This window comes from Streptomyces sp. ADI95-17 (genome assembly GCF_003846175.1).
Taxonomy (GTDB): domain Bacteria; phylum Actinomycetota; class Actinomycetes; order Streptomycetales; family Streptomycetaceae; genus Streptomyces; species Streptomyces sanglieri.
Genome location: NZ_ML123052.1, coordinates 148,667 through 165,752 on the forward strand (window position 1 = coordinate 148,667; position 17,086 = coordinate 165,752).

Here is a 17,086-nt window from a genome sequence, read left to right on the forward strand (position 1 = left end):
GAGCCCTCCCGCCCTGGCGGGCGAAAGGGCTCGGGGCTCGATCCTGCTTGTGACGCGTTGTATTCAGACCATCCGCTCATGCACCGCGCACGCATGAACATGCAGGAGTGGAGGGCTGGCGGCCTCGCCAGGCCGAGGGGAGTTCCTGGCCGTTGCCGCGGCATGCGGGAACAACGCCGCACGCGCTTCCCGAGGAGCAGGCATGCAGCCCCGGAATCGCCGGTGCCTCACTGAGCCGCGGGCCACGGCGGCACAGCCGTGAGCGGCCGCCGGGCGCTCCGTCCGGCCACGTACCCCCCGATCCCCAAGCCGGTCCCTACCAGCGCCAGCAAGATCCCAAGGGCTCCGAGCGCCCCCGACACCGCTGGCACGACGAGACTCCGCTGCACTCGCCCGAGCACCCCGGAGGCCGCGACGCTGCCCGACTGCTCGTCGAGGAAGAAGCGCGAGTCGTTCGAGTTGCCTCGGTGATCACCCAGCAGGAAGAACCGCCCGTCCGGCACCCGCACGTCGTACGGTCCGGTTGCCGGGTTCACTTCGCCGGGCATCAGATACGGCTCGTCGACCGGCTTGCCATTCACCTTGATCCGATGCCCGTCGTAGACCACGTGATCGCCGCCCATCCCGAGGACCCGCTGCAGGACCGGACGGCCCTCATAGCGATCGGGCACCGTGACAAGTACGACATCACCCCTGCGGACCTCGTCCGCGTCGATGCCCTCGATGACCAGCCGCTCGCCCTGGTGGTACGTCGGCTCCATCGCCTCGCTCATGACGGTGACCCCCTGGTAATTCGTGAAGAAGTACCCGATGCCCCCCACCGCCAGGAGCAGCCCGAGTGGCACCAGTGCCCAGGCCGCGATCCTCAGCCCGCTGCCCGCTCTCCGCTGCTGCATGAACACCCTCCCTTGAATCGCCCGAGGCCGGGCGGACCAGCAGAGGCTAAGCGGTCTCGGGACGGAAGCGCCCCTCACCCTCAAGGGCGCACAGGTCGGTGAAGTCTTTGATCAACGGGCGGTCCGGGTGAGGTGCTTGAGCCGGATAAGGTGCCCCGGAGCCAGGCATGAGGGGATCACGTTGGAGCGACGGAAGCTGATGGGGATCGGGGCGGCGCTGGCGGTCCTACCCGCCTGGTGGGCCCTGCGCCAGGTGACGAATGAGGCCAAGAGGGACTGGCGCACCGATACCGCACCGCTGGAGCGGGCGTTCCCGTTGCTCGGCGTGCTCACCGACGCCAAGTGGGTCAGCAGCCGGGACAACGACCGGGACGTACCGTCGCCGGAGCTGGTGATCTCGGGCTTCGCCCGGCTGGCACCGGGGAAACTTGCCGAGCTGGCGGCGGCCCACGCCTTCGTCTCCGCGGAGCCGGCCGATGACTTCTCCTCGTGGTTCGAGAAGCCGCTCAGGGGTGAGGGGCCGGAGAACCCGCAGTGGATCCGGTCGCCCGGACTTGACCGCGACGGCAACGGCTACTCCACCAACCTGTGGTTCGACCGTCGCAGCGACACCGTCCGCTTCCGGGCGCTCAACCCGTACGGCTAGGACGCGTCTCGAATCGTAGTCAATGAGCGGCTCGGCTGAGGTCCTTGAGCCCGATCACCGACCCGCCTTCAGCTTGTTGATCAGCCGCTCGACGGTGTTCCGCTTCTTGTACGGGGCGGCGTCGTGGCTGACGGGCCGACCACTTCCAGAGCCCTTCCTCTTCCGGTTGGCGGCCTGGTCGGCTTGCTCTGGAATGACTGCCTTGATGCCACGTTTCCGCAGGTGGGAGCGGTTTCCGCGGGACGAGTAGGCACTATCTCCGGCGGCGGCGTCAGGCCGGGTGCGAGGGCGGCCGACGGGCCCGCGGACCCATATCTTGCCCGGCACGGGGATGAACTGCGGGCTGTCGGCTGCCTGTCCGGCGGGCAGGGCGAACGCCGGCTGTCGGCGGCGAGGTGGACCTTGCCGGTGACCTGACCAGTGACACATGTCCACCGCCCAGCGCTCTTTTACTGGGAGGTCGAAAGCGGCGTCCCGATTCGAGGAGGTTTGTTCACTTTGCGCATCCATAAACGCACCGCCGTCGCGTTGGCAGCCGCACTGATCGGCTCGCTGTCCCTGACAGGTGCGGGGGCAGGGACCGCCGCGGCCGAGGAGACGAGCGTGGCGCTGCCCAGCACCTCGTTCCGGGACATCGTCGTCGACGGAGTGCACGATCGGGTGTTCGTCAGCGATCCGACGGGTGGCAGCATCGTCGTCACCGATTACGCAGGCGCGGTCGTCCAGCAGATCACCGCCGAGGAGGGGGCTGCGGGCCTGGTGCTCTCGGCGGATTCCACCAAGCTGTACGTGGCCCTGTCCACGGTCGGCGCGATCGCCGAGATCGACACCGTCACCCTCGTCGAGACCGACCGCTATCCGACCGGAGCCGACACCTCGCCGCAGAGCCTGGCGATGGCGGGCGGCAAGCTGTGGTTCGGCTACACGGTCGGCAGCTCCGGCGGCATCGGCTCGCTCGACGTGGCCTCTTCGGCCCCGTCGGCGACGCTCGTGCCGAGCGGACGGTACTGGTACTACTCCCCGGCCTTGGCATCGTCCCCTGCCGACCCGAACGTCCTGGTGGCGGGAGAGGAGGGCGTCAGCCCGGCCTCCCTGGCGGTTTACGACACGGCGGCCGGCGGCCTGCAGAAGCGCACCGAGCGCTCCTTCATTTCATCGCCGTCGATCTCCTACCTCAACGACTTCGCGGTGACGGCGGACGGCCAGAACATCGTCATCGCGGCGAACAACCCGTCCGACCACCAGATCGTCCGCCTGTCGGACCTGTCGTCGAACGGCTACCACTCAAGCTGGCAGTTCCCGAACGCTGTGGCCGTGGCGGCCGACGGAACAGTGGCGACAGGCGCAGAGGGCGACTTCGTAAAGACCTACCGTCCGGGCTCCACCTGGCCGGCGTTCCGCGAGTATGCCGTGAACGACCTCCAGCGCGACGGCCTCGCCTGGGCCCCGGACGAGAACCGCCTCTTCGCGATCACCGGCTTCTCCTACGGCAGTGCCCCCACGCTCCACGTCCTCCCGGACGCCGGCAAGCTGGACACCACCCTCAGCCTTCAGGCCCCCGCAACCTCCCCCAGGGGCAAGGACCTGACCGTCACTGGACAACTGTCAGCGGCGGAGCCCTTCCCCGCCGGCACGACGGTGGAAGTGACGCGCACGGACGCGGGACACCCGACCGGCACTCCGGTCGGTACCCTCCCCATCTCCACGCCGACGGGAGAGTTCACCATCACGGAACGCCCGCGCGAGACAGGTGACATGACCTACACCGCCACCTACAAGGGCGACGGCCAGCACATGTCCGCAACGACCCGGGCGACGGTGACGATCACCAAGTAGCCACCTGAGCACGCCACCGAAGGCCCCGGACCAGCCAGGTACGGGGCCTTTGACCTCAGTAGCTCTGCCACGCGAAGTCCTGGGGCCGGCCAACCGGGCGGGCGGCTGTGGTGATGCACCACCCGAGTCGGCAGGGAGCCGAAGGCTGTCAACGGAGCACGATGAAGTCTCCATGGCCCGGTGAAGCCCCGACGCGACGGACCGGAGCACCAGTTGGGAGAGCCGCCTGTGCGGACGCGGCCGTCGCCGCGGTTCTCCGTTGTGGAGGCCGAGCCACCGGCGCTGCCGGACCGTGGTGCGCGCCACCGACGACAAGGGCGCCAAGGGTTTCCAGTTGGCCAGGACTGTCCGTCTTCTGCAACGCGGCCGACGATGACGAGACCGGCGACGGTCTCGCGCGGCGGGCAGGGCCGCCTCCCCGAGGACCGCTTGCGAACGGGGAGGCTTCTCCAGTCACGCTTCTCCAGTGACGTTTCTACGCCTCCGAGCGCAGAAACGAAGGGCGGGTCGGACCGGGTTTTTGTACGGAGAGGCAAGTGTGGGGGCGTACGACGCGGAACTCGGTGCTGCTGTCGAGCGAGCTCAGCAGGGGGACGACGAAGGGTTCGTGACCGCGTATCGGCTGGTGCAGCCGGGCCTGATCGGCTACGTCCGAGGGCTGGTCGGTGACGACGCCGAGGACGTGGCCTCCGAAGCCTGGCTGGAGATCTCGCGCGACCTGGGTCGTTTCCGTGGCGACGGCGCGGGCTTCCGGGGTTGGACGGCGACGATCGCCCGTCACCGCGCCCTGGACCATCTGCGCAGGCAGAAACGGAGACCACGCACATCATTGCTGGAACCGGGCATGCTGGAAATGCCGGGCGGACACGACACGGCCGCCGCGGTGCTGGAGAAGCTCTCCACGGACCAGGCTCTTCAGCTGATCGGCAGTCTGCCGCGCGACCAGGCGGAGGCCGTCCTGCTGCGTGTGGTCGTTGGACTCGACGGGCCGGCGAGCGCGCGGGTGCTGGGCAAGCGCCCCGGGGCCGTCCGCACCGCGGCCTACCGGGGACTGAAGGGACTTGCGGGGAAAATCACCCGGGCCGGATCGAGCGGTGTGACGCCTGGGGCACAGCGCACGCTGAAGGATGAGACATGAATCCCGAACGGGAAGATCCCTGCCCCCCTGAGCTGGAGGCGCTGTTCGACGCGGCGAGCCGTCCCGGCGCTCTCAGCCCGGCTGCTGAGGAGAAGGCGCTGCGTGCTTTCCGCACGGCGCATCAGGACGGTCTGCACGCGGCGCCGTTGTGGTGGCGGCGCGGACGGGACGACTGGAGGCCTGCCGATGAGCGTCGCTGGGCACGGACACTCAAGGCGCTGCTGGCGGGCGTCGTCACGGCGGCGGCGCTGGGCGGGGTCGCGGTAGCAGCCGGGGGCGGCGCCATCTCGTTGCCGTTCGGCGGTGGCGCGGAGCCGAAGCCCGGACAGATCGCGCCTACGGTACCCGGCGCGGGCGAGGATTCGGTTCGTGACGGACGCTGGGGTCGGGCACCACAGCGCTCGTCGAGGCCCTCCCCGTCGGCCTCGCACGCGTCCCCCAGGAAGCGCCCGGAGACAGAGCAGGACACCGTTGCGGACTGCCGCGTCTACCTGGCGGCAGTGAAGGGGCGGGGCAAGGCGTCCAGGGATGCGGTGACAAGCCGGCTTGAGGCGGCGGCGGGCAACCGAGAGGCCGTACCGGGCTACTGCGGGCAGCTGTTGGCGCGCGGGCAGCAGAAGAAGACCGGGGCGAAACCGGCGGAGAAAAGTCCGGAGCGTCCCGGAAAGTCAAAGACAAAGGGTGCGCCGGTACCATCCGGCCCAGGCGCAGCGCGAGACTCCGGAAGAGGGTGACAGGACTCGGGTTGAGGCCGCGCCGGCGCCGCCCGGCGCGGCACGGGCGGGAACCCTGACCTTGGGCGCGGGGAGGTGGGGCGGTTGCGTTGGTGTCCCGCGTTGAGCAGGCCGCGCATCTCTGTACGAGGACATCGGCCACCCGCCGTTCCGGCTCCACGACCTCCGTCACGGTGCCGCGCCCCTGGCTCACGCGGCAGGCGCCGGCCTCAAGGACATCCAGGAGATGCCCGGCCACTCCTCGATCACCACCACGTCGGACACGTACACGAGCCTGCTCCCCGAGGCCGATCCGGCGATCGCCGAGGTCGCGGCCCGGCACGTGCCGCGAGCCCGCGCCACCTCCGAGAACACCGGACGCGAGGCGCGCGCCCAGCGAGGCCGACGAGCTCGTGCTGGATGATGCCGATCCGTTGGGCAATATTCCGGAGATCAACTCCCCGTCCGCTCACGCAAACGGCCCCGGACGAAGAGTCCGAGGCCGAGCAGAGCCCCTCCCTGGGGGCAAACCCCAGGTCAGAGCGGTAATGCTTGGTGCCCCCGGCAGGATTCGAACCTGCGACACCCGCTTTAGGAGTTCGGTCGGGCGGTGCTGGGCGGGGGAGCGGCGCTGCTGACGGCTGCTGTGGCCGGCCGGGTGCGACTGCTGCCGTCCACCGTCGTTGATGTCAGCTATGGATGTCAGGAATCGGGACTGCCCTGGCACTGCTCGCACTCGTCGTCTCGGTGGTGGAGTCGTCGAAGGTCGTGCAGCGCGGCGACGGGGAACGGGTGCTGCACCCACTTCTCCAGATAGCCGGCCTCGCCGTGAAGGCTGAGGACTGCCTGGGCAGCTTCCATGACTGCGTGGCCCAGGACGCTGCGGGGTTGAGTGGAGCTCCATGAGAGCTTGCCGTCCTCGTCGGGCGCGTCCCAGCTCCCGTCCATGTCCGGGAAGTAGTAGATGGCGATGTCCACGTCCGCCCCTCGGCGCCGCATCCGCCACCTCACCTCGGCCGGTTCGAGGTCGAAGGAGACCCGTTGGACGGACGACTCGCCGTACAGACCCGCCACTCCATGCAACAGGTCGGCCAAAGCGTTCGTGCAGTAGCTGACGAAGTTCTTCTGCTCCCTGGCAGTGTCGGCGATGCGACACGTGGCCCATCCAGAGCCACTCAGTTCCCAGCTGAACTGGAGATCACCCGTCATGCCTACCCCTCCCACGTCGACCGGTGCTGCCTGTCAACGGCCAACCGGAACCTCATAGACGATCTCGCACAAAGCGGCAGGCACGACGATGTCCGCCGTCTCCACCGGCCGCCCCTGGTCGCTGTAGTACGTCCGCCGGATGTGCGTGACGAGACCGGCCTTCTGGATCCCCAGGAGTGAAGCCTCCTCGGCGGTCGCCTGCCGCGGCTCGGGCTGCTCCACCGCATGGCTCACCGTGATGCCGATCTCGGCCATACGGTTCACGACACCCGCCCCGGCGTGCGGCCCGCCCTCAGGGAGAACAACAACGGTGCCGGCGGTGAGGTCGTACGGTTCCCAACTCGTCGACAACTGCACTGGCCTGCTGTCCGCCAGGAACTCGTACGTCGTGCGTACGCACAGCTCGCCCTCGGCGATCCCGAGTCGCGTCGCGACGTGTGCGGGGGCTGGCACTTTGGCGTCCGTCCGGCTCTCCCAATCCCCTTGTCTGCCCACGGCCTTCATGTCGGCGCGGAAGGGCGACCCGGTCGGCTGCTCGCGCGCCGACGACCGCACCACCCGCACTCGCTGTCTGGGCTCGGCGACGTAGGTGCCCGACCCGGCGCGGCCCTCCAGCACGCCTTGGGAGATCAGCAACTCCTGCGCCCGGCGGACCACGTTCTCGCCCACGCCGCACTCTTGGCCGATCTGGGTGCGGGAGGGCAGGCGGTCTCCCGGCTCCCACACGTGCTCCACGATCCGCCGCCGGAGTTCGTCGGCGATGCGGAGATAGGGCGGCTGCTCAGGCATATGGAAAATCTAGTCCACTAGCTCTAGTCTAGTTAACTAGCTTCACTGAAAGTGATTGCTGGTGACGGAGGCTGCCTGTGCCCGCTTCGGGAGTTAGCGCGGTGGTCATCGCTGCCCGGCTGTCCGCCCTCGGGCTGCCCGCGCGAACGGAGGAACACCCCCGGCACACGTCGGTGGAAGCGGAGGTGCCCGATGCGCTCTCCGCCGAGTCATGGCGGGAGGTCCTGGACGCGGTGGCTGAGGCCGATCGATTCGGGCTCCTCGACACCAGCTTGAACGGCCGCACCTTATGGGCGGTCGTACGCAAAGCGGTCCCCACGACGGGCGATGTCGGGGGACCGAGCTATCAGCGATAGGAGCTGAACAGCGTGCTCAACCGTATCCGCCGCACCTTCACCCTCACCAGGGCGCGGTACTCCTCAAGAGGCAGGCACCGCCGTGCGTTAACGCCCTCCTGCCCTCCGGCGTCCCCGCTCGCCTCCCATGAATCCGCTGGCGTGCCGACTCCCTTCCTGGGCTGGGCAACTGTCGACGTGGCGCCCCATCGAACCTTGCTCAGGGGGGAAGACGTCGCGCTCGTCCGCCCGTACGTGCTGGCCTCAGAAAGGCGCGTTCGGGCAGGCTCGATGAGCACTGCTTCTCACCTGACGCTGGCTGGCCAAGCGTTCCTCGCGGGAGGCCACTGATGCCACCTCGTCGACAACCACACGTCTCAGATACCTCAGTCGTCTCCTATCGCTCAACCGATTGCAGGATCGGCACACACGCCTCCTGCACGGAATCCTCCCCGGCCTCGGTATCGGACGACCTCCCGGTGATCTGCGAAGCGTGTGACTGCCCGTGCCACTCGTCTCCCGACCCGTCCATGCCCACGGAGGTGACGCGGTGAGCGCTTGGGCCCCTGGCGGCGTGCTGGTCTCCAGCATCGAGATCACTGCGGCCACCGTTCGGCGCGGTGACGTCATCCAACTTGGCGGCCAAGCATGCCGGGTGGGAGACCTCATTCAGCTTCCCCAGGGAGCGAAGCAATTGCTCTTCGAGTCGGGTGAGCTGCTGACCATGCACGCGCGTACCCGGCTCGTCGCCATGCGCATGTTGAGAAGGCGGTGACCGGCTCCATGCGCTCACGCCACCACGACATCGCCGACGACCTCCGGCAGCAGATCACCACCGGCCGCATTCAGCCCAGCGAACGCCTTCCATCCGAAGCTGACCTTGCCGACCAATACAAGGTCAGCACGGTGACCCTGCGGAGAGCCCTCGCCGTACTTCAGGGTGAGGGCCTCGTTGAGAAGATCCACGGCAAAGGCAACTTCGTCCGTCGCCCTCACCGCAAGATCTTGTACGTCGGCGGTTGGGGCACCCTGGACCCGTGGACCGCCGCCGAGCCGGCATTGCGCGTCACCGTCCGCAGCAACACCATTCAGGCCCAAGCACACCTCACGACCCTGCTGAAGGTGCCCATGGGCAGCCCCATCGTGGAGACCACCTGCATCAGCCACGAAGGGGAGTCTCCGCACGGTCTGGCTCGCATCTACATGCCGCGCGACTTGGTCCCGGCCGGAGTGCTCGATGACGACTTCACGTGCCGAGACGCAGTCACGAGATTCGCCGTACTCGCCCCGTCGCCGGCCGTTCTCCGAGAGACGGTGTGCGCTCGCACTCCGACGCCTGACGAAGCATCGGCCCTCCGCATCGGCCACGCGTCGGTCGTCCTCTCCATCACCCGCATCGCCACCGACTCCACCGGCCGAGTCGTCGAAGCCACGCTCCTGGCATTCCCGGGAGATCGCGTGGACGCCGTCTTCACCACCCACTGCGTGCCCGACGAGAGGCAGACCCAAGGATGACGGCACCGAACGAACTGCGGCTCCTCCCGTGGTCGGGCCCGGACGGCAAGCCCTGCTACCTGAGCTCCGACGACCGGGGCGGCTACATGTCCCGCCTGGCGGACAACATCGAAGCGGTCCAACTAGGCAGGGCGGCCAAGCTGCTGGAGCAGGCCTCCGAAACCCTAGACAACCAGGACGCGGCCCTTGACGAGATGCGTTGCCTGGTCAAGGAGCTGACCGGGGCTCTGCGGGACATTCTCCGCGTCGCAACCAGCCGCGGCCACCTCTTGGCGGCGAGCGAACCGCGTGAACCCGTCTACTGATCTACGCTCCCGCTGACCTGCACAGCAAGAGAAGCCCACGGCTCTGACCAGCTCAGACGCCGTGGGCTTCTGGCGTTGTCTGCCAACTTCGGCTGACCTTGGACAGCCCGAGGACCGCTTCGTCCCGAAGCAACTGGGGACGGTCACCGTCCTTGAGTCGGGGAGCTCGTCACCTGCGCTGATGGTCCGCTGACGTCCACGGTTGTTCGCTGCCGTGCGGCGGCGTTGTCACCAGGGAGACACTCAGTGAGCCGCTCGCTTTCCCTGCCCATAGCTTTCTAAAAGATCAGCGATGTGCCCAGACCATTCTCCCTGAGATACGACAGAAGAAAATGCCGAGACGGCTGCGCACTGCGATAAGGGTTGGTGTGCGGCCCGGTGTATAGCCCTTCCTTGGAGCAGTAGACAATGCCGGGACCTGTGGAAGTCTTCCGCCGGGTCCGGTGGACATGCCGCCCGCGGGCCCCGTCAACATCCCACTGCGGGGACAGGTGTGCCCATCCAGCAGCCAACCTGACGATTCTGGCATAACCTCTTTGATCCGTGCACGGCGTATAGGGCGACCAGAGGGATACTAGATCTGGCGGCCAGGAAGCCACTGGTGTTTGGGCGGTATTGCGGAGGTCAGGGTCGTATCAAAGTCGACCCGATAGTGTACGACACGGTCGTCGAGGGGGCCGCCCAACACCTCTTTGCGTTCCTCGAACGCAAGGGAATCGTCTTCATTGCGTCCGGCTGGTTGAACCGGCCCTTGGATAACTTCTGCTTCCCATACGGTGACCATTCGCTGTTTCATTCGCGTCTCACAGATAATGCGGAATCCGGAGCGCTTCACCTTCCTCTCTCGCCTCCAAGTGAATGGCTCACGTCGAAGAATCGCTTGGATCGTCTCGATCGCCGTCAGCGCGGGCAGCTTAAGCGCAGGGTCATTCCACATGTTTCTGGCATGGAGGCCATGGATGGCGATCCATTCTTCTCTGGGTCTGCGGTCAATCCACAGAAATGTGGTTTCTTGTTCCGGTGGCAAGATGATAGTGCCAAGTTCTATTTCGTGACCGCCGATGATGAATACTGACTGATTTCGATGGCTATACCGTACCTTCCTTCCAGAGTTCTCGTGGTCGCGGCAAGTTAGGAGAATTTCATAGGGGAGTTTATTTATGATCCTCCCTTCGATGACTACCTCTGGACTGTCTTTATCCCACTCCGTCGCCCACTTGCGAGACTCCGCTCCTAGCATGCTTCCCAGCTCACGGGGTGTAGGGGGCCGGTACTCTATCTTTGTAAGAAATAGATCTACCACTGGGGAGTAGGCGGCCTTCGTGGACTCGTACGACGTTTGACCTGTCTTGAGTGCTAGCGCAAGTGCCCTCCGTGCTGTTTGGCTAGAGCGACGGACGAAGAAAGCCGACGTGAGGGCGATGGTTGGCGAAGCGATCGAAATTGCTTCCTGCCAGTTAATATTCATAGATTTGCTTCCTTCGTCTGCTTCTCCGTAAGCGACGGCCTGCAATCTAACGCGGCATCTCTCAAGTCTGCGCCTTGTAGGGCCGTGTCATACAAATTTGCTCCCGTTAGGTCGCATCCTCTGAAGGAAGCTGATTTCGCCTTCGAATTATGCAGAAAGGAATTACTTAGGTCGCTATCGGTCAACTTGGCGTTCTCAAGGTTGCAGTGCACTAGCCCCACGTGGCGCCCATCTATTCCGATAAGGTAGGCGTTATTAAGGTTCGCGCCCCAAAAGAAAGCCTTCTTGAGATTGGCTCCTTCGAGGTGGGCGCCGTCTAGGCGGCAATGTCGAAATTGGAACCCGGCGCAGTCCCCTCCCTGGAGATGCGCTCCTCGGAGATCTGTGTAACTTAGATTCACGTTGAATTGCTCATCTCGTTTGGGGCGGCGCGCCAGTACCGATAGTGCAGCTTGGATGTGTTGAGGTGGCGTCTCGTTTGGCGTATCTAAGATGAATTCACGCCCAATCTCGCCAGAAACGCTAGCGTGTTCCCTGATGAAAGAAGCCAGAACTTCTACAACTGGCCAGTGGTCTTTTTCGGAATCATGCATGATCCTTTCTAGCGAGTAGATTCCTCCGAGACGCTCGGTCATAGTCACAGACGACAGCAACTTGATTGCTTCGGTGTAGCGTTCCGTTATCTGGCCTTCGCGGCTAATTTCTGCTGTTTCTCGATCGCGCTCTCGGGTATGCCGAAAATTTCGATCGGTGTAGTAAAGTCCAACTCCCGCCACAATGGCAGCGCCCAGGGCGACAAGTCCAGTGCGTATACCCGTAACGATGACGCCGTCGGCTGGTTGGAGATCTCTGCTGCGGATATGTGTTCCGTCAAGCCACCATGGGGCTTTCCAAAACAGCAGAACGAAGAGTGCCACACCTAAGAGTGCGCTCGATAGGGCAATGGAGCGCTTGATTGACGCCTTCATGACTGGCAGCGTTCCCAAGGTTGGGTGCCTGGATGTGGTGAATCCCCGTTTTCAGAGGAAGACTTGAGGCTTGCTGCCTGGAGAGCCCTGGCGCCGCAGCGGATGCGCGAGGTCGGCGGAGCGGCTTTGGGCTGGAGCTGCTTTGGGGCGAGTGATCATGGCCCCGTAAGCTTCCGGCGAGTCGGGCAGTCTGTGGACCTGCCCGTTAAAGCACGACGTTGGGGCCATGATCTTAGAGGCTCGCCCCAAAGTGGCTGCCTAAAGCCGTGTAGCCGACCGCCCCAGCCACAGGGGGTGTCTCCCACTTCATGCCCGCAGCCGCCGAGCGCGCCGCCGAGCGCGGCCAGCCGGGGCGGAGACAGGAGGCAGGCCGCGCCGCAGAGGCGGCGCGCGCCCGCGCCGTGCGCGGGCTCTTGATGAAGTAGGGAAAGTCTTATCCCGCTGGGATGAGTTGCTTGCCGTCGTGGCTTCGCACGTGGGGGCCGTTGCCGTCCAAGGCGTCCAAGAGCCTGATCGCGTAGACCTCGGACATGCGCTCGCTGACCTCTTCGGGCGTGAGCCAGGAGACGGCTGTCGACTCGCTTGATGTGCGCTCGGTGCCGCCGGAGGGCTTGCAGCGGAAGACCAAGGCGACGATGCCTCGGGTGGTGTTCTTGTAGACGCCGGTGAGTTCGTCCACCTCGATGTGGATGCCTGTTTCTTCCCAGACTTCGCGGGCTACGCCGGCCTCTGGGGTCTCGTTGAGTTCGAGTACGCCGCCGGGGAGTTCCCAGGTGCCGTTGTCGGCTCGGCGGATCGCCAGGAGGCGCCCGTCTTCGCGCACCACGACTCCGGCTACGGATACGGAGTGCAGGGGCGGCGACGTTGCTTCCTGTGATTGACTCATGTACAGGAGCATAGGAGGCGGGGAAGGACTATGGGAACTGCGGTAGAGGGGGGCAGGTCCGGGCCTCGGTATGTGCAGATCGCAGACGAGATCGTGCAGCAGATCAGGGCTGGTGTGCTCAAGCCTGGCGACATGGTGCCGAGCGAGTCTGAACTGGTGGAGCGCTATGGCGTGTCCGGCGGCACGATCCGCAAGGCCATGGTCGAAGTGCGGGCGAGCGGGCTCGTCGAGACCCGACACGGCAAGGGCTCGATCGTGAAGGACCGGCCGCCGGTGCGGCACCGTTCCTCCGACCGCTTCCGGCGCTCGCTCCGCCAGGGCGGCAAGGCCGCGTACCTCGCGGAGTCCGCGCAGTCCGGCGCCACTGCCAAGGTGAGCGTCCTCTACATCGGGCCCATGGAGGCCCCCGCGGATGCGGCCCAGCGACTCGGCGTCCCCGTCGGCACTCAGGTGCTCGCCCGTCGGCGTCTCTACTTTCGCAACGGGACCCCGGTCGAGACCGCCTCCTCGTATCTCCCGTGGGACGTGGTGAAGGAGATCCCGGAGCTGTTCGCCGAGAACCCCGGCGGCGGTGGCATTTATGCCCGACTCGAAGACCACGGGCATGAGTTCGCCGAGTTCGTCGAGACGCTGCAAGCCCGGTCGGCCTCCAAGGCGGAAGCCACCGAGCTGGCGCTCAGTCCGGGTGCGCCGGTGGTTCACCTCATCCGGGAGGCCCGTACGGCGACCGGCCTCGTGGTTGAGGTCTGCGACACGCTCATGGCTGCTGACCAGTTCGTTTTCGAGTACCGGATCCCTGCCGACGACTGACGCCCGCTCAACTCCCATCGACCCGTCGTGACTTTGATGTCGCGGCGGGTTGACTCATGTACAGGAGTAATGCACTCTTCTTCATGTCACTCATATACATGAGTGACGGAGTTCAGCACCTATAGAGGAGTGATCCCCCGTGCGTCAGATCCCCGTAGACACCTCCGCCGCGACCGTGATGGTTGCTAAGACTCCGCAGCCGAAGGTGAAGGACCGCCGTACCGGCGAGATCGCCACCGACGCCGAGACCGGCGCGCAGCTGATGACCGTGGACGTGATGTTTGCGGCCAACGATGAGGTCGAGATCCTGTCCGTCACCGTCCCGGAGACCGGCATCTCCGGTGACCTGACCATGGGCACCCCGGCCGCCCTCACGGGGCTGATCGCCCGGCCGTGGGAGAACGAGTTCAACGGCCAGAAGCGGCACGGCATCGCCTTCCGCGCCGTCGCCGTCACCTCGTTGGTAGCCACAGGCACGGGCTCGAAGGTGGCCTGAGCCATGACATGGCCGACGGTCTTGCTGCTGGTGATCGTCGCCGCTGCGGGTCTCCTGCGGTGGCGGCGTCCCGCCTGGTACTGGCTGGCCTTCGGGGTCACCCTCGCTGCCGTGCGCGTCCTGGTCCGCTACGCCTCCGTCATGGAGGCTTGCGGGCTGACGGTTCCGCCTTCGCGCTGGCGACTGATGCTGGCCCGGATAGCCAATCGGCCGGTGCCGGAATCTCGCGCGCCGCGCATTCTGCGGCTGCGGCCCACCCACACCGGCCTCGTTCTCAGGCTCAAACTCCGCCCGGGACAGGACGCCTTCGATGTCGCCACCGCCTCGGACCGATTGCGCCACTCCTTCGGGATGTACGGCGTGACCTCCCGTGAGTTGCGCTCGGGTGTGGTCGAGATCCGGATGACCGGCTACGACGTACTCAAACGGGTGCAGATGCCGGCCAAGACCGGCACCCGACCGATGCGTATCCCGGTCGCCCTGCGGGAGGACGGCTCGGTTCATTACCGGGACTACCGCGCTGTCCCGCACGGTCTGACCCTCGGCGCCACGGAGTCCGGCAAGTCCGTCTATCAGCGCAACCTCGTCGCCGGGCTTGCTCCGCAACATGTCGCACTGATCGGCATCGACTGCAAGCAAGGGGTCGAGCTGTTCCCGCTGGCACGCCGGTTCTCCGCGCTCGCCGACAACCCCGACACCGCATTGGAGTTGCTGGAGGCGCTGGTGTCCCACATGCAGGACGTGTATCAGCTCATCCGCGCCGAGCAGCGGGTCAGCGTCGCCGTGCCGGACGCGGAGATCGCCGCCGACATCTGGGATCTGCCCGAGGATCTACGGCCGGTTCCGGTCGTCGTCCTGGTCGACGAGGTCGCCGAACTCGCTCTCTTCGCCAACAAAGAGGAAGAGAAGCGGCGGGACCGGATCATCACCGCCCTGGTCCGCCTCGCCCAGCTCGGCCGCGCGGCCGGCGTCTACCTGGAAATCTGCGGGGCAGCGCTTCGGCTCCGAACTCGGCAAGGGCATCACGATGCTCCGCGCCCAGCTCACCGGCCGAACCGCGCACCGCGTCAACGACGAGACGTCCGCCAACATGGCCTTCGGTGACATCGCGCCGGATGCCGTACTCGCCGCCATCCAGATTCCTGCCGAGACGCGCGGCATCGCCATTGCCGGGGACTCCACCGGCGGCTGGCACCGCATCCGTGCCCCGCACATCTCGCTGCGCCAGGCCGTGAACGTCTGCAACAAGCACGCCGACCGCACCCCCGAGGTGCCCGCCCTCGCGCCCTTCCGGCCCGCGGTCGCCCCGCTGTACTCGGCCCGCGTGCCGCTGTCCAAGACAGCCGCCGCCACTGCCTGACACACCACCCCTCCCACGGTCGGCGCGACCGTACTTCGCGCCGGTTCCCTACCCCCGCCATGCCTGATCACAGGAAGGAGCCGTGATGGCCCGCCCCGCTCTCCGCATCGACGCCGTACTTGTCCAGGCCGTCATCGCCGGGGCACTGTCCTTTGCCCACCTGCACGACCTTGCCGCCGCTGCCGGACAGACCGGCTGGAAGGCCTGGGCCTACCCGGTCTCGGTAGACCTGCTCCTGGTCGCCGCCTGGCGTCGGCTGCGTGCCGATGGGCCGTCCCGGCTGGCCTGGTGCTGGTTTCTCATCGCCCTGGTCGCCTCGCTCGGCGCCAACGTCGCCACCGCCGGACTGCTCGACCTGAACGACGTTCCGGCCTGGCTGCGCATCCTCGTCGCCGCCTGGCCCGCCATGGCCTTCATGGGCGGCACCCTCCTCGCCCACTCACCCGCAGACCCCTTCCCGGCTCCGCCGACACCTTCCGCCTCGGCTCCGGACCCCGCGCCCGAGACGGATCACGACCCCGTCACCGCTGAGCCGATCCGGGCGCCCGAACCCGCCGTCGCCCCGGAGCCCGAGGAAGCCCCGGCCCTGCCCACAGCCATGCCGGTCCCGGCCGCGTTGGTCGCCCACGCCCGCAAGGTCGCCGACGACCACCACGCCCGTACCGGCGTCCGGATCGACACCGACACCCTCCGCGCCCGCCTCGGCGTCCCGCCCCATCTCGCCGACGCCATCGCTACCCAACTCACCTGACCCGGAAGGGAGACAAGCCGTGGCCTGTGACCCGGCCGACCTGACCGCCGCCGACTACCTCGACGGTGCCCGCGAGATGACCGCCGCCAACCGGCCCTACCTCGCCCACCTGCTCGCCGAGGAAGCCGCCCAGCGCACCACTGACCCGGCCACTGCCGCCGGCATCCGCGCCACCTTCCCCGACCCGACCACCACCCGAGAGGAAACCGACTGACATGCCTGCCCGCGACTTCTTCCACTCCGTGATGCGGATCGGCCCCGTGCAGATCGGCACCCACCGCGATCGCCGTGGCCGGACCAAACACGCCGCCGTGTGCACCAACGACGGGTGCGGCTGGTCCGCCGACTACTCCAGCCAGTCCGCCGCACAGCTCGCCGCCCGCACCCACCGCTGCCGCGTCCGCTAGGAGGCCGACCCCGATGGACGTTCCGCTCTGGCTCGCGCTGCTCACCGTCGGCTACCTCGGCGTCAAGCTCATCCGCCCGCCCTGGTGGCTCATCGCCGTGCTCCTCCTCGGCGGCTTCCTCCTCGCCGACAGCGTGATTGCCCTCGTCGTCAACGGCTTCGTCAATTAACACGACCCGAAGGGAGAACACCGATGCTCCGCCCGAAGATCCCGACCAACCCCACACCCACCAGCCACGTCATGCCGCCCGTGGTCGTGGAGCCGACCACCGTCGTACCGAGCGCTCAGGTTCTGCCCCCTGCCCCGGTCGCTTCGGTGCCAGCACGGCCCACGGTGCAGCTCACCCCTGGCACTGCCCTCGCCCTCGTCGGCAGTGGTACGGCCGTGGTCCTGGTCGTCGGCGCCGTCCTGGTCTCCATGCTCCTCGCGGTCGCCATCACCGGCGCCTCGGTCGCCGTCTGCGCCCTGGTGATCCGCTCCCTCGTCAACACCGACGCCAAGCGACGCTGACCGGCCCCCGGGCGGCCTCGATACCGCCAAGCATCCGCCGCCCGGGCG

The 17,086-nt window shown here is 66.8% G+C and carries 22 protein-coding genes and 2 pseudogenes; 18 read left to right on the forward strand and 6 right to left on the reverse strand.

Going from position 1 to position 17,086, the window contains the following annotated elements:
• Window positions 1-227 precede the first annotated feature (227 nt).
• Complete coding sequence (gene lepB / locus EES42_RS37925; RefSeq protein ID WP_124722754.1) at window positions 228-896, reverse strand: signal peptidase I; 669 nt, start codon at window positions 894-896, stop codon at window positions 228-230.
• 181 nt (window positions 897-1,077) lie between these two features.
• On the opposite strand from lepB, the gene EES42_RS37930 reads away from it, so the two are divergent.
• On the forward strand, window positions 1,078-1,542 hold the full coding sequence (locus EES42_RS37930) for a hypothetical protein (RefSeq protein WP_241196856.1): 465 nt from the start codon (window positions 1,078-1,080) through the stop codon (window positions 1,540-1,542).
• Between the two features lie 63 nt (window positions 1,543-1,605).
• Here the strand turns inward: EES42_RS37930 and EES42_RS37935 are convergent.
• Window positions 1,606-1,961, reverse strand: a pseudogene (locus tag EES42_RS37935) (transposase); the annotation flags it as partial.
• Window positions 1,962-2,040: 79 nt separating this feature from the next.
• Between EES42_RS37935 and EES42_RS37940 the strand changes: the two are divergent.
• The 4 genes from EES42_RS37940 to EES42_RS46850 all read left to right on the forward strand — a co-directional run bounded on the left by EES42_RS37940 (window position 2,041) and on the right by EES42_RS46850 (window position 5,653).
• A complete protein-coding gene (locus tag EES42_RS37940; RefSeq protein ID WP_124722755.1) occupies window positions 2,041-3,378 on the forward strand; it encodes a YncE family protein in 1,338 nt (445 codons plus the stop codon).
• A 538-nt stretch (window positions 3,379-3,916) separates the two neighbouring features.
• Window positions 3,917-4,516 (forward strand): RNA polymerase sigma factor, encoded by a 600-nt coding sequence (locus tag EES42_RS37945; RefSeq protein WP_124722756.1) that lies wholly within the window; start codon window positions 3,917-3,919, stop codon window positions 4,514-4,516.
• Window positions 4,513-5,250: a hypothetical protein gene (locus tag EES42_RS45230; RefSeq protein ID WP_164495480.1), complete on the forward strand. Its 738-nt coding sequence runs from the start codon at window positions 4,513-4,515 to the stop codon at window positions 5,248-5,250. The genes EES42_RS37945 and EES42_RS45230 overlap by 4 nt, the downstream gene beginning before the upstream one ends.
• 226 nt (window positions 5,251-5,476) lie before the next feature.
• Window positions 5,477-5,653, forward strand: a complete 177-nt coding sequence (locus EES42_RS46850) for a hypothetical protein (protein WP_241196857.1) — start codon at window positions 5,477-5,479, stop codon at window positions 5,651-5,653.
• A 278-nt stretch (window positions 5,654-5,931) separates the two neighbouring features.
• On the opposite strand, the gene EES42_RS37960 is transcribed toward EES42_RS46850, so the two are convergent.
• Together EES42_RS37960 and EES42_RS37965 are read right to left on the reverse strand one after the other, a co-directional pair.
• Window positions 5,932-6,438: a hypothetical protein gene (locus tag EES42_RS37960; RefSeq protein ID WP_124722758.1), complete on the reverse strand. Its 507-nt coding sequence runs from the start codon at window positions 6,436-6,438 to the stop codon at window positions 5,932-5,934.
• 33 nt (window positions 6,439-6,471) lie between these two features.
• Complete coding sequence (locus EES42_RS37965) at window positions 6,472-7,227, reverse strand: GntR family transcriptional regulator (RefSeq protein WP_124722759.1); 756 nt, start codon at window positions 7,225-7,227, stop codon at window positions 6,472-6,474.
• Window positions 7,228-7,304: 77 nt separating this feature from the next.
• On the opposite strand from EES42_RS37965, the gene EES42_RS46855 reads away from it, so the two are divergent.
• The 5 genes from EES42_RS46855 (at window position 7,305) to EES42_RS38000 (ending at window position 10,457) form a co-directional block, all read left to right on the forward strand.
• A complete protein-coding gene (locus tag EES42_RS46855) occupies window positions 7,305-7,583 on the forward strand; it encodes a hypothetical protein (protein ID WP_124722760.1) in 279 nt (92 codons plus the stop codon).
• Window positions 7,584-8,112: 529 nt separating this feature from the next.
• On the forward strand, window positions 8,113-8,337 hold the full coding sequence (locus EES42_RS37985; RefSeq protein WP_124722763.1) for a hypothetical protein: 225 nt from the start codon (window positions 8,113-8,115) through the stop codon (window positions 8,335-8,337).
• Window positions 8,334-9,077: a GntR family transcriptional regulator gene (locus EES42_RS37990; protein ID WP_164495481.1), complete on the forward strand. Its 744-nt coding sequence runs from the start codon at window positions 8,334-8,336 to the stop codon at window positions 9,075-9,077. The genes EES42_RS37985 and EES42_RS37990 overlap by 4 nt, the downstream gene beginning before the upstream one ends.
• Window positions 9,074-9,382, forward strand: coding sequence for a hypothetical protein (locus EES42_RS37995; RefSeq protein WP_124722764.1), 309 nt, complete (start codon window positions 9,074-9,076; stop codon window positions 9,380-9,382). The genes EES42_RS37990 and EES42_RS37995 overlap by 4 nt, the downstream gene beginning before the upstream one ends.
• A gap of 652 nt (window positions 9,383-10,034) precedes the next feature.
• Window positions 10,035-10,457, forward strand: coding sequence for a hypothetical protein (locus EES42_RS38000; RefSeq protein ID WP_124722765.1), 423 nt, complete (start codon window positions 10,035-10,037; stop codon window positions 10,455-10,457).
• Between the two features lie 389 nt (window positions 10,458-10,846).
• Here EES42_RS38000 and EES42_RS38005 read toward each other — a convergent pair whose 3' ends face one another.
• Window positions 10,847-11,818: a pentapeptide repeat-containing protein gene (locus tag EES42_RS38005; RefSeq protein ID WP_124722766.1), complete on the reverse strand. Its 972-nt coding sequence runs from the start codon at window positions 11,816-11,818 to the stop codon at window positions 10,847-10,849.
• Between the two features lie 433 nt (window positions 11,819-12,251).
• On the reverse strand, window positions 12,252-12,716 hold the full coding sequence (locus EES42_RS38010) for an NUDIX hydrolase (protein ID WP_164495482.1): 465 nt from the start codon (window positions 12,714-12,716) through the stop codon (window positions 12,252-12,254).
• Window positions 12,717-12,734: 18 nt separating this feature from the next.
• Between EES42_RS38010 and EES42_RS38015 the strand changes: the two genes are divergently transcribed.
• The 8 genes and pseudogenes from EES42_RS38015 to EES42_RS38050 all read left to right on the forward strand — a co-directional run bounded on the left by EES42_RS38015 (window position 12,735) and on the right by EES42_RS38050 (window position 17,038).
• Window positions 12,735-13,514, forward strand: a complete 780-nt coding sequence (locus EES42_RS38015; protein ID WP_124722767.1) for a GntR family transcriptional regulator — start codon at window positions 12,735-12,737, stop codon at window positions 13,512-13,514.
• Between the two features lie 139 nt (window positions 13,515-13,653).
• Window positions 13,654-14,010, forward strand: a complete 357-nt coding sequence (locus tag EES42_RS38020; protein WP_124722768.1) for an SCO3933 family regulatory protein — start codon at window positions 13,654-13,656, stop codon at window positions 14,008-14,010.
• A 3-nt stretch (window positions 14,011-14,013) separates the two neighbouring features.
• Window positions 14,014-15,370: pseudogene (locus EES42_RS38025) on the forward strand (FtsK/SpoIIIE domain-containing protein).
• 85 nt (window positions 15,371-15,455) lie between these two features.
• Complete coding sequence (locus tag EES42_RS38030) at window positions 15,456-16,121, forward strand: DUF2637 domain-containing protein (RefSeq protein WP_124722769.1); 666 nt, start codon at window positions 15,456-15,458, stop codon at window positions 16,119-16,121.
• Between the two features lie 19 nt (window positions 16,122-16,140).
• The gene (locus EES42_RS38035) at window positions 16,141-16,335 is read left to right on the forward strand and encodes a hypothetical protein (protein WP_124722770.1); all 195 of its coding nucleotides are present in this window, start codon (window positions 16,141-16,143) and stop codon (window positions 16,333-16,335) included.
• A 1-nt stretch (window position 16,336) separates the two neighbouring features.
• Complete coding sequence (locus EES42_RS38040) at window positions 16,337-16,528, forward strand: mobile element transfer protein (protein ID WP_124722771.1); 192 nt, start codon at window positions 16,337-16,339, stop codon at window positions 16,526-16,528.
• A 13-nt stretch (window positions 16,529-16,541) separates the two neighbouring features.
• Complete coding sequence (locus EES42_RS38045) at window positions 16,542-16,697, forward strand: hypothetical protein (RefSeq protein WP_124722772.1); 156 nt, start codon at window positions 16,542-16,544, stop codon at window positions 16,695-16,697.
• A gap of 23 nt (window positions 16,698-16,720) precedes the next feature.
• A complete protein-coding gene (locus EES42_RS38050) occupies window positions 16,721-17,038 on the forward strand; it encodes a SpdD-like protein (RefSeq protein ID WP_124722773.1) in 318 nt (105 codons plus the stop codon).
• Window positions 17,039-17,086: the final 48 nt, after the last annotated feature.

Coding starts and splice junctions, on each gene's coding strand:
- EES42_RS38015 (WP_124722767.1), top strand. CDS start 12,735: ATGGGAACTGCGGTAGAGGGGGGCAGGTCCGGGCCTCGGTATGTGCAG.
- EES42_RS37960 (WP_124722758.1), bottom strand. CDS start 6,438: ATGACGGGTGATCTCCAGTTCAGCTGGGAACTGAGTGGCTCTGGATGG.
- lepB (WP_124722754.1), bottom strand. CDS start 896: ATGCAGCAGCGGAGAGCGGGCAGCGGGCTGAGGATCGCGGCCTGGGCA.
- EES42_RS38005 (WP_124722766.1), bottom strand. CDS start 11,818: ATGAAGGCGTCAATCAAGCGCTCCATTGCCCTATCGAGCGCACTCTTA.
- EES42_RS38030 (WP_124722769.1), top strand. CDS start 15,456: ATGGCCCGCCCCGCTCTCCGCATCGACGCCGTACTTGTCCAGGCCGTC.
- EES42_RS38010 (WP_164495482.1), bottom strand. CDS start 12,716: ATGCTCCTGTACATGAGTCAATCACAGGAAGCAACGTCGCCGCCCCTG.
- EES42_RS37965 (WP_124722759.1), bottom strand. CDS start 7,227: ATGCCTGAGCAGCCGCCCTATCTCCGCATCGCCGACGAACTCCGGCGG.
- EES42_RS37995 (WP_124722764.1), top strand. CDS start 9,074: ATGACGGCACCGAACGAACTGCGGCTCCTCCCGTGGTCGGGCCCGGAC.
- EES42_RS38040 (WP_124722771.1), top strand. CDS start 16,337: ATGCCTGCCCGCGACTTCTTCCACTCCGTGATGCGGATCGGCCCCGTG.
- EES42_RS38050 (WP_124722773.1), top strand. CDS start 16,721: ATGCTCCGCCCGAAGATCCCGACCAACCCCACACCCACCAGCCACGTC.
- EES42_RS46850 (WP_241196857.1), top strand. CDS start 5,477: ATGCCCGGCCACTCCTCGATCACCACCACGTCGGACACGTACACGAGC.
- EES42_RS45230 (WP_164495480.1), top strand. CDS start 4,513: ATGAATCCCGAACGGGAAGATCCCTGCCCCCCTGAGCTGGAGGCGCTG.
- EES42_RS38045 (WP_124722772.1), top strand. CDS start 16,542: ATGGACGTTCCGCTCTGGCTCGCGCTGCTCACCGTCGGCTACCTCGGC.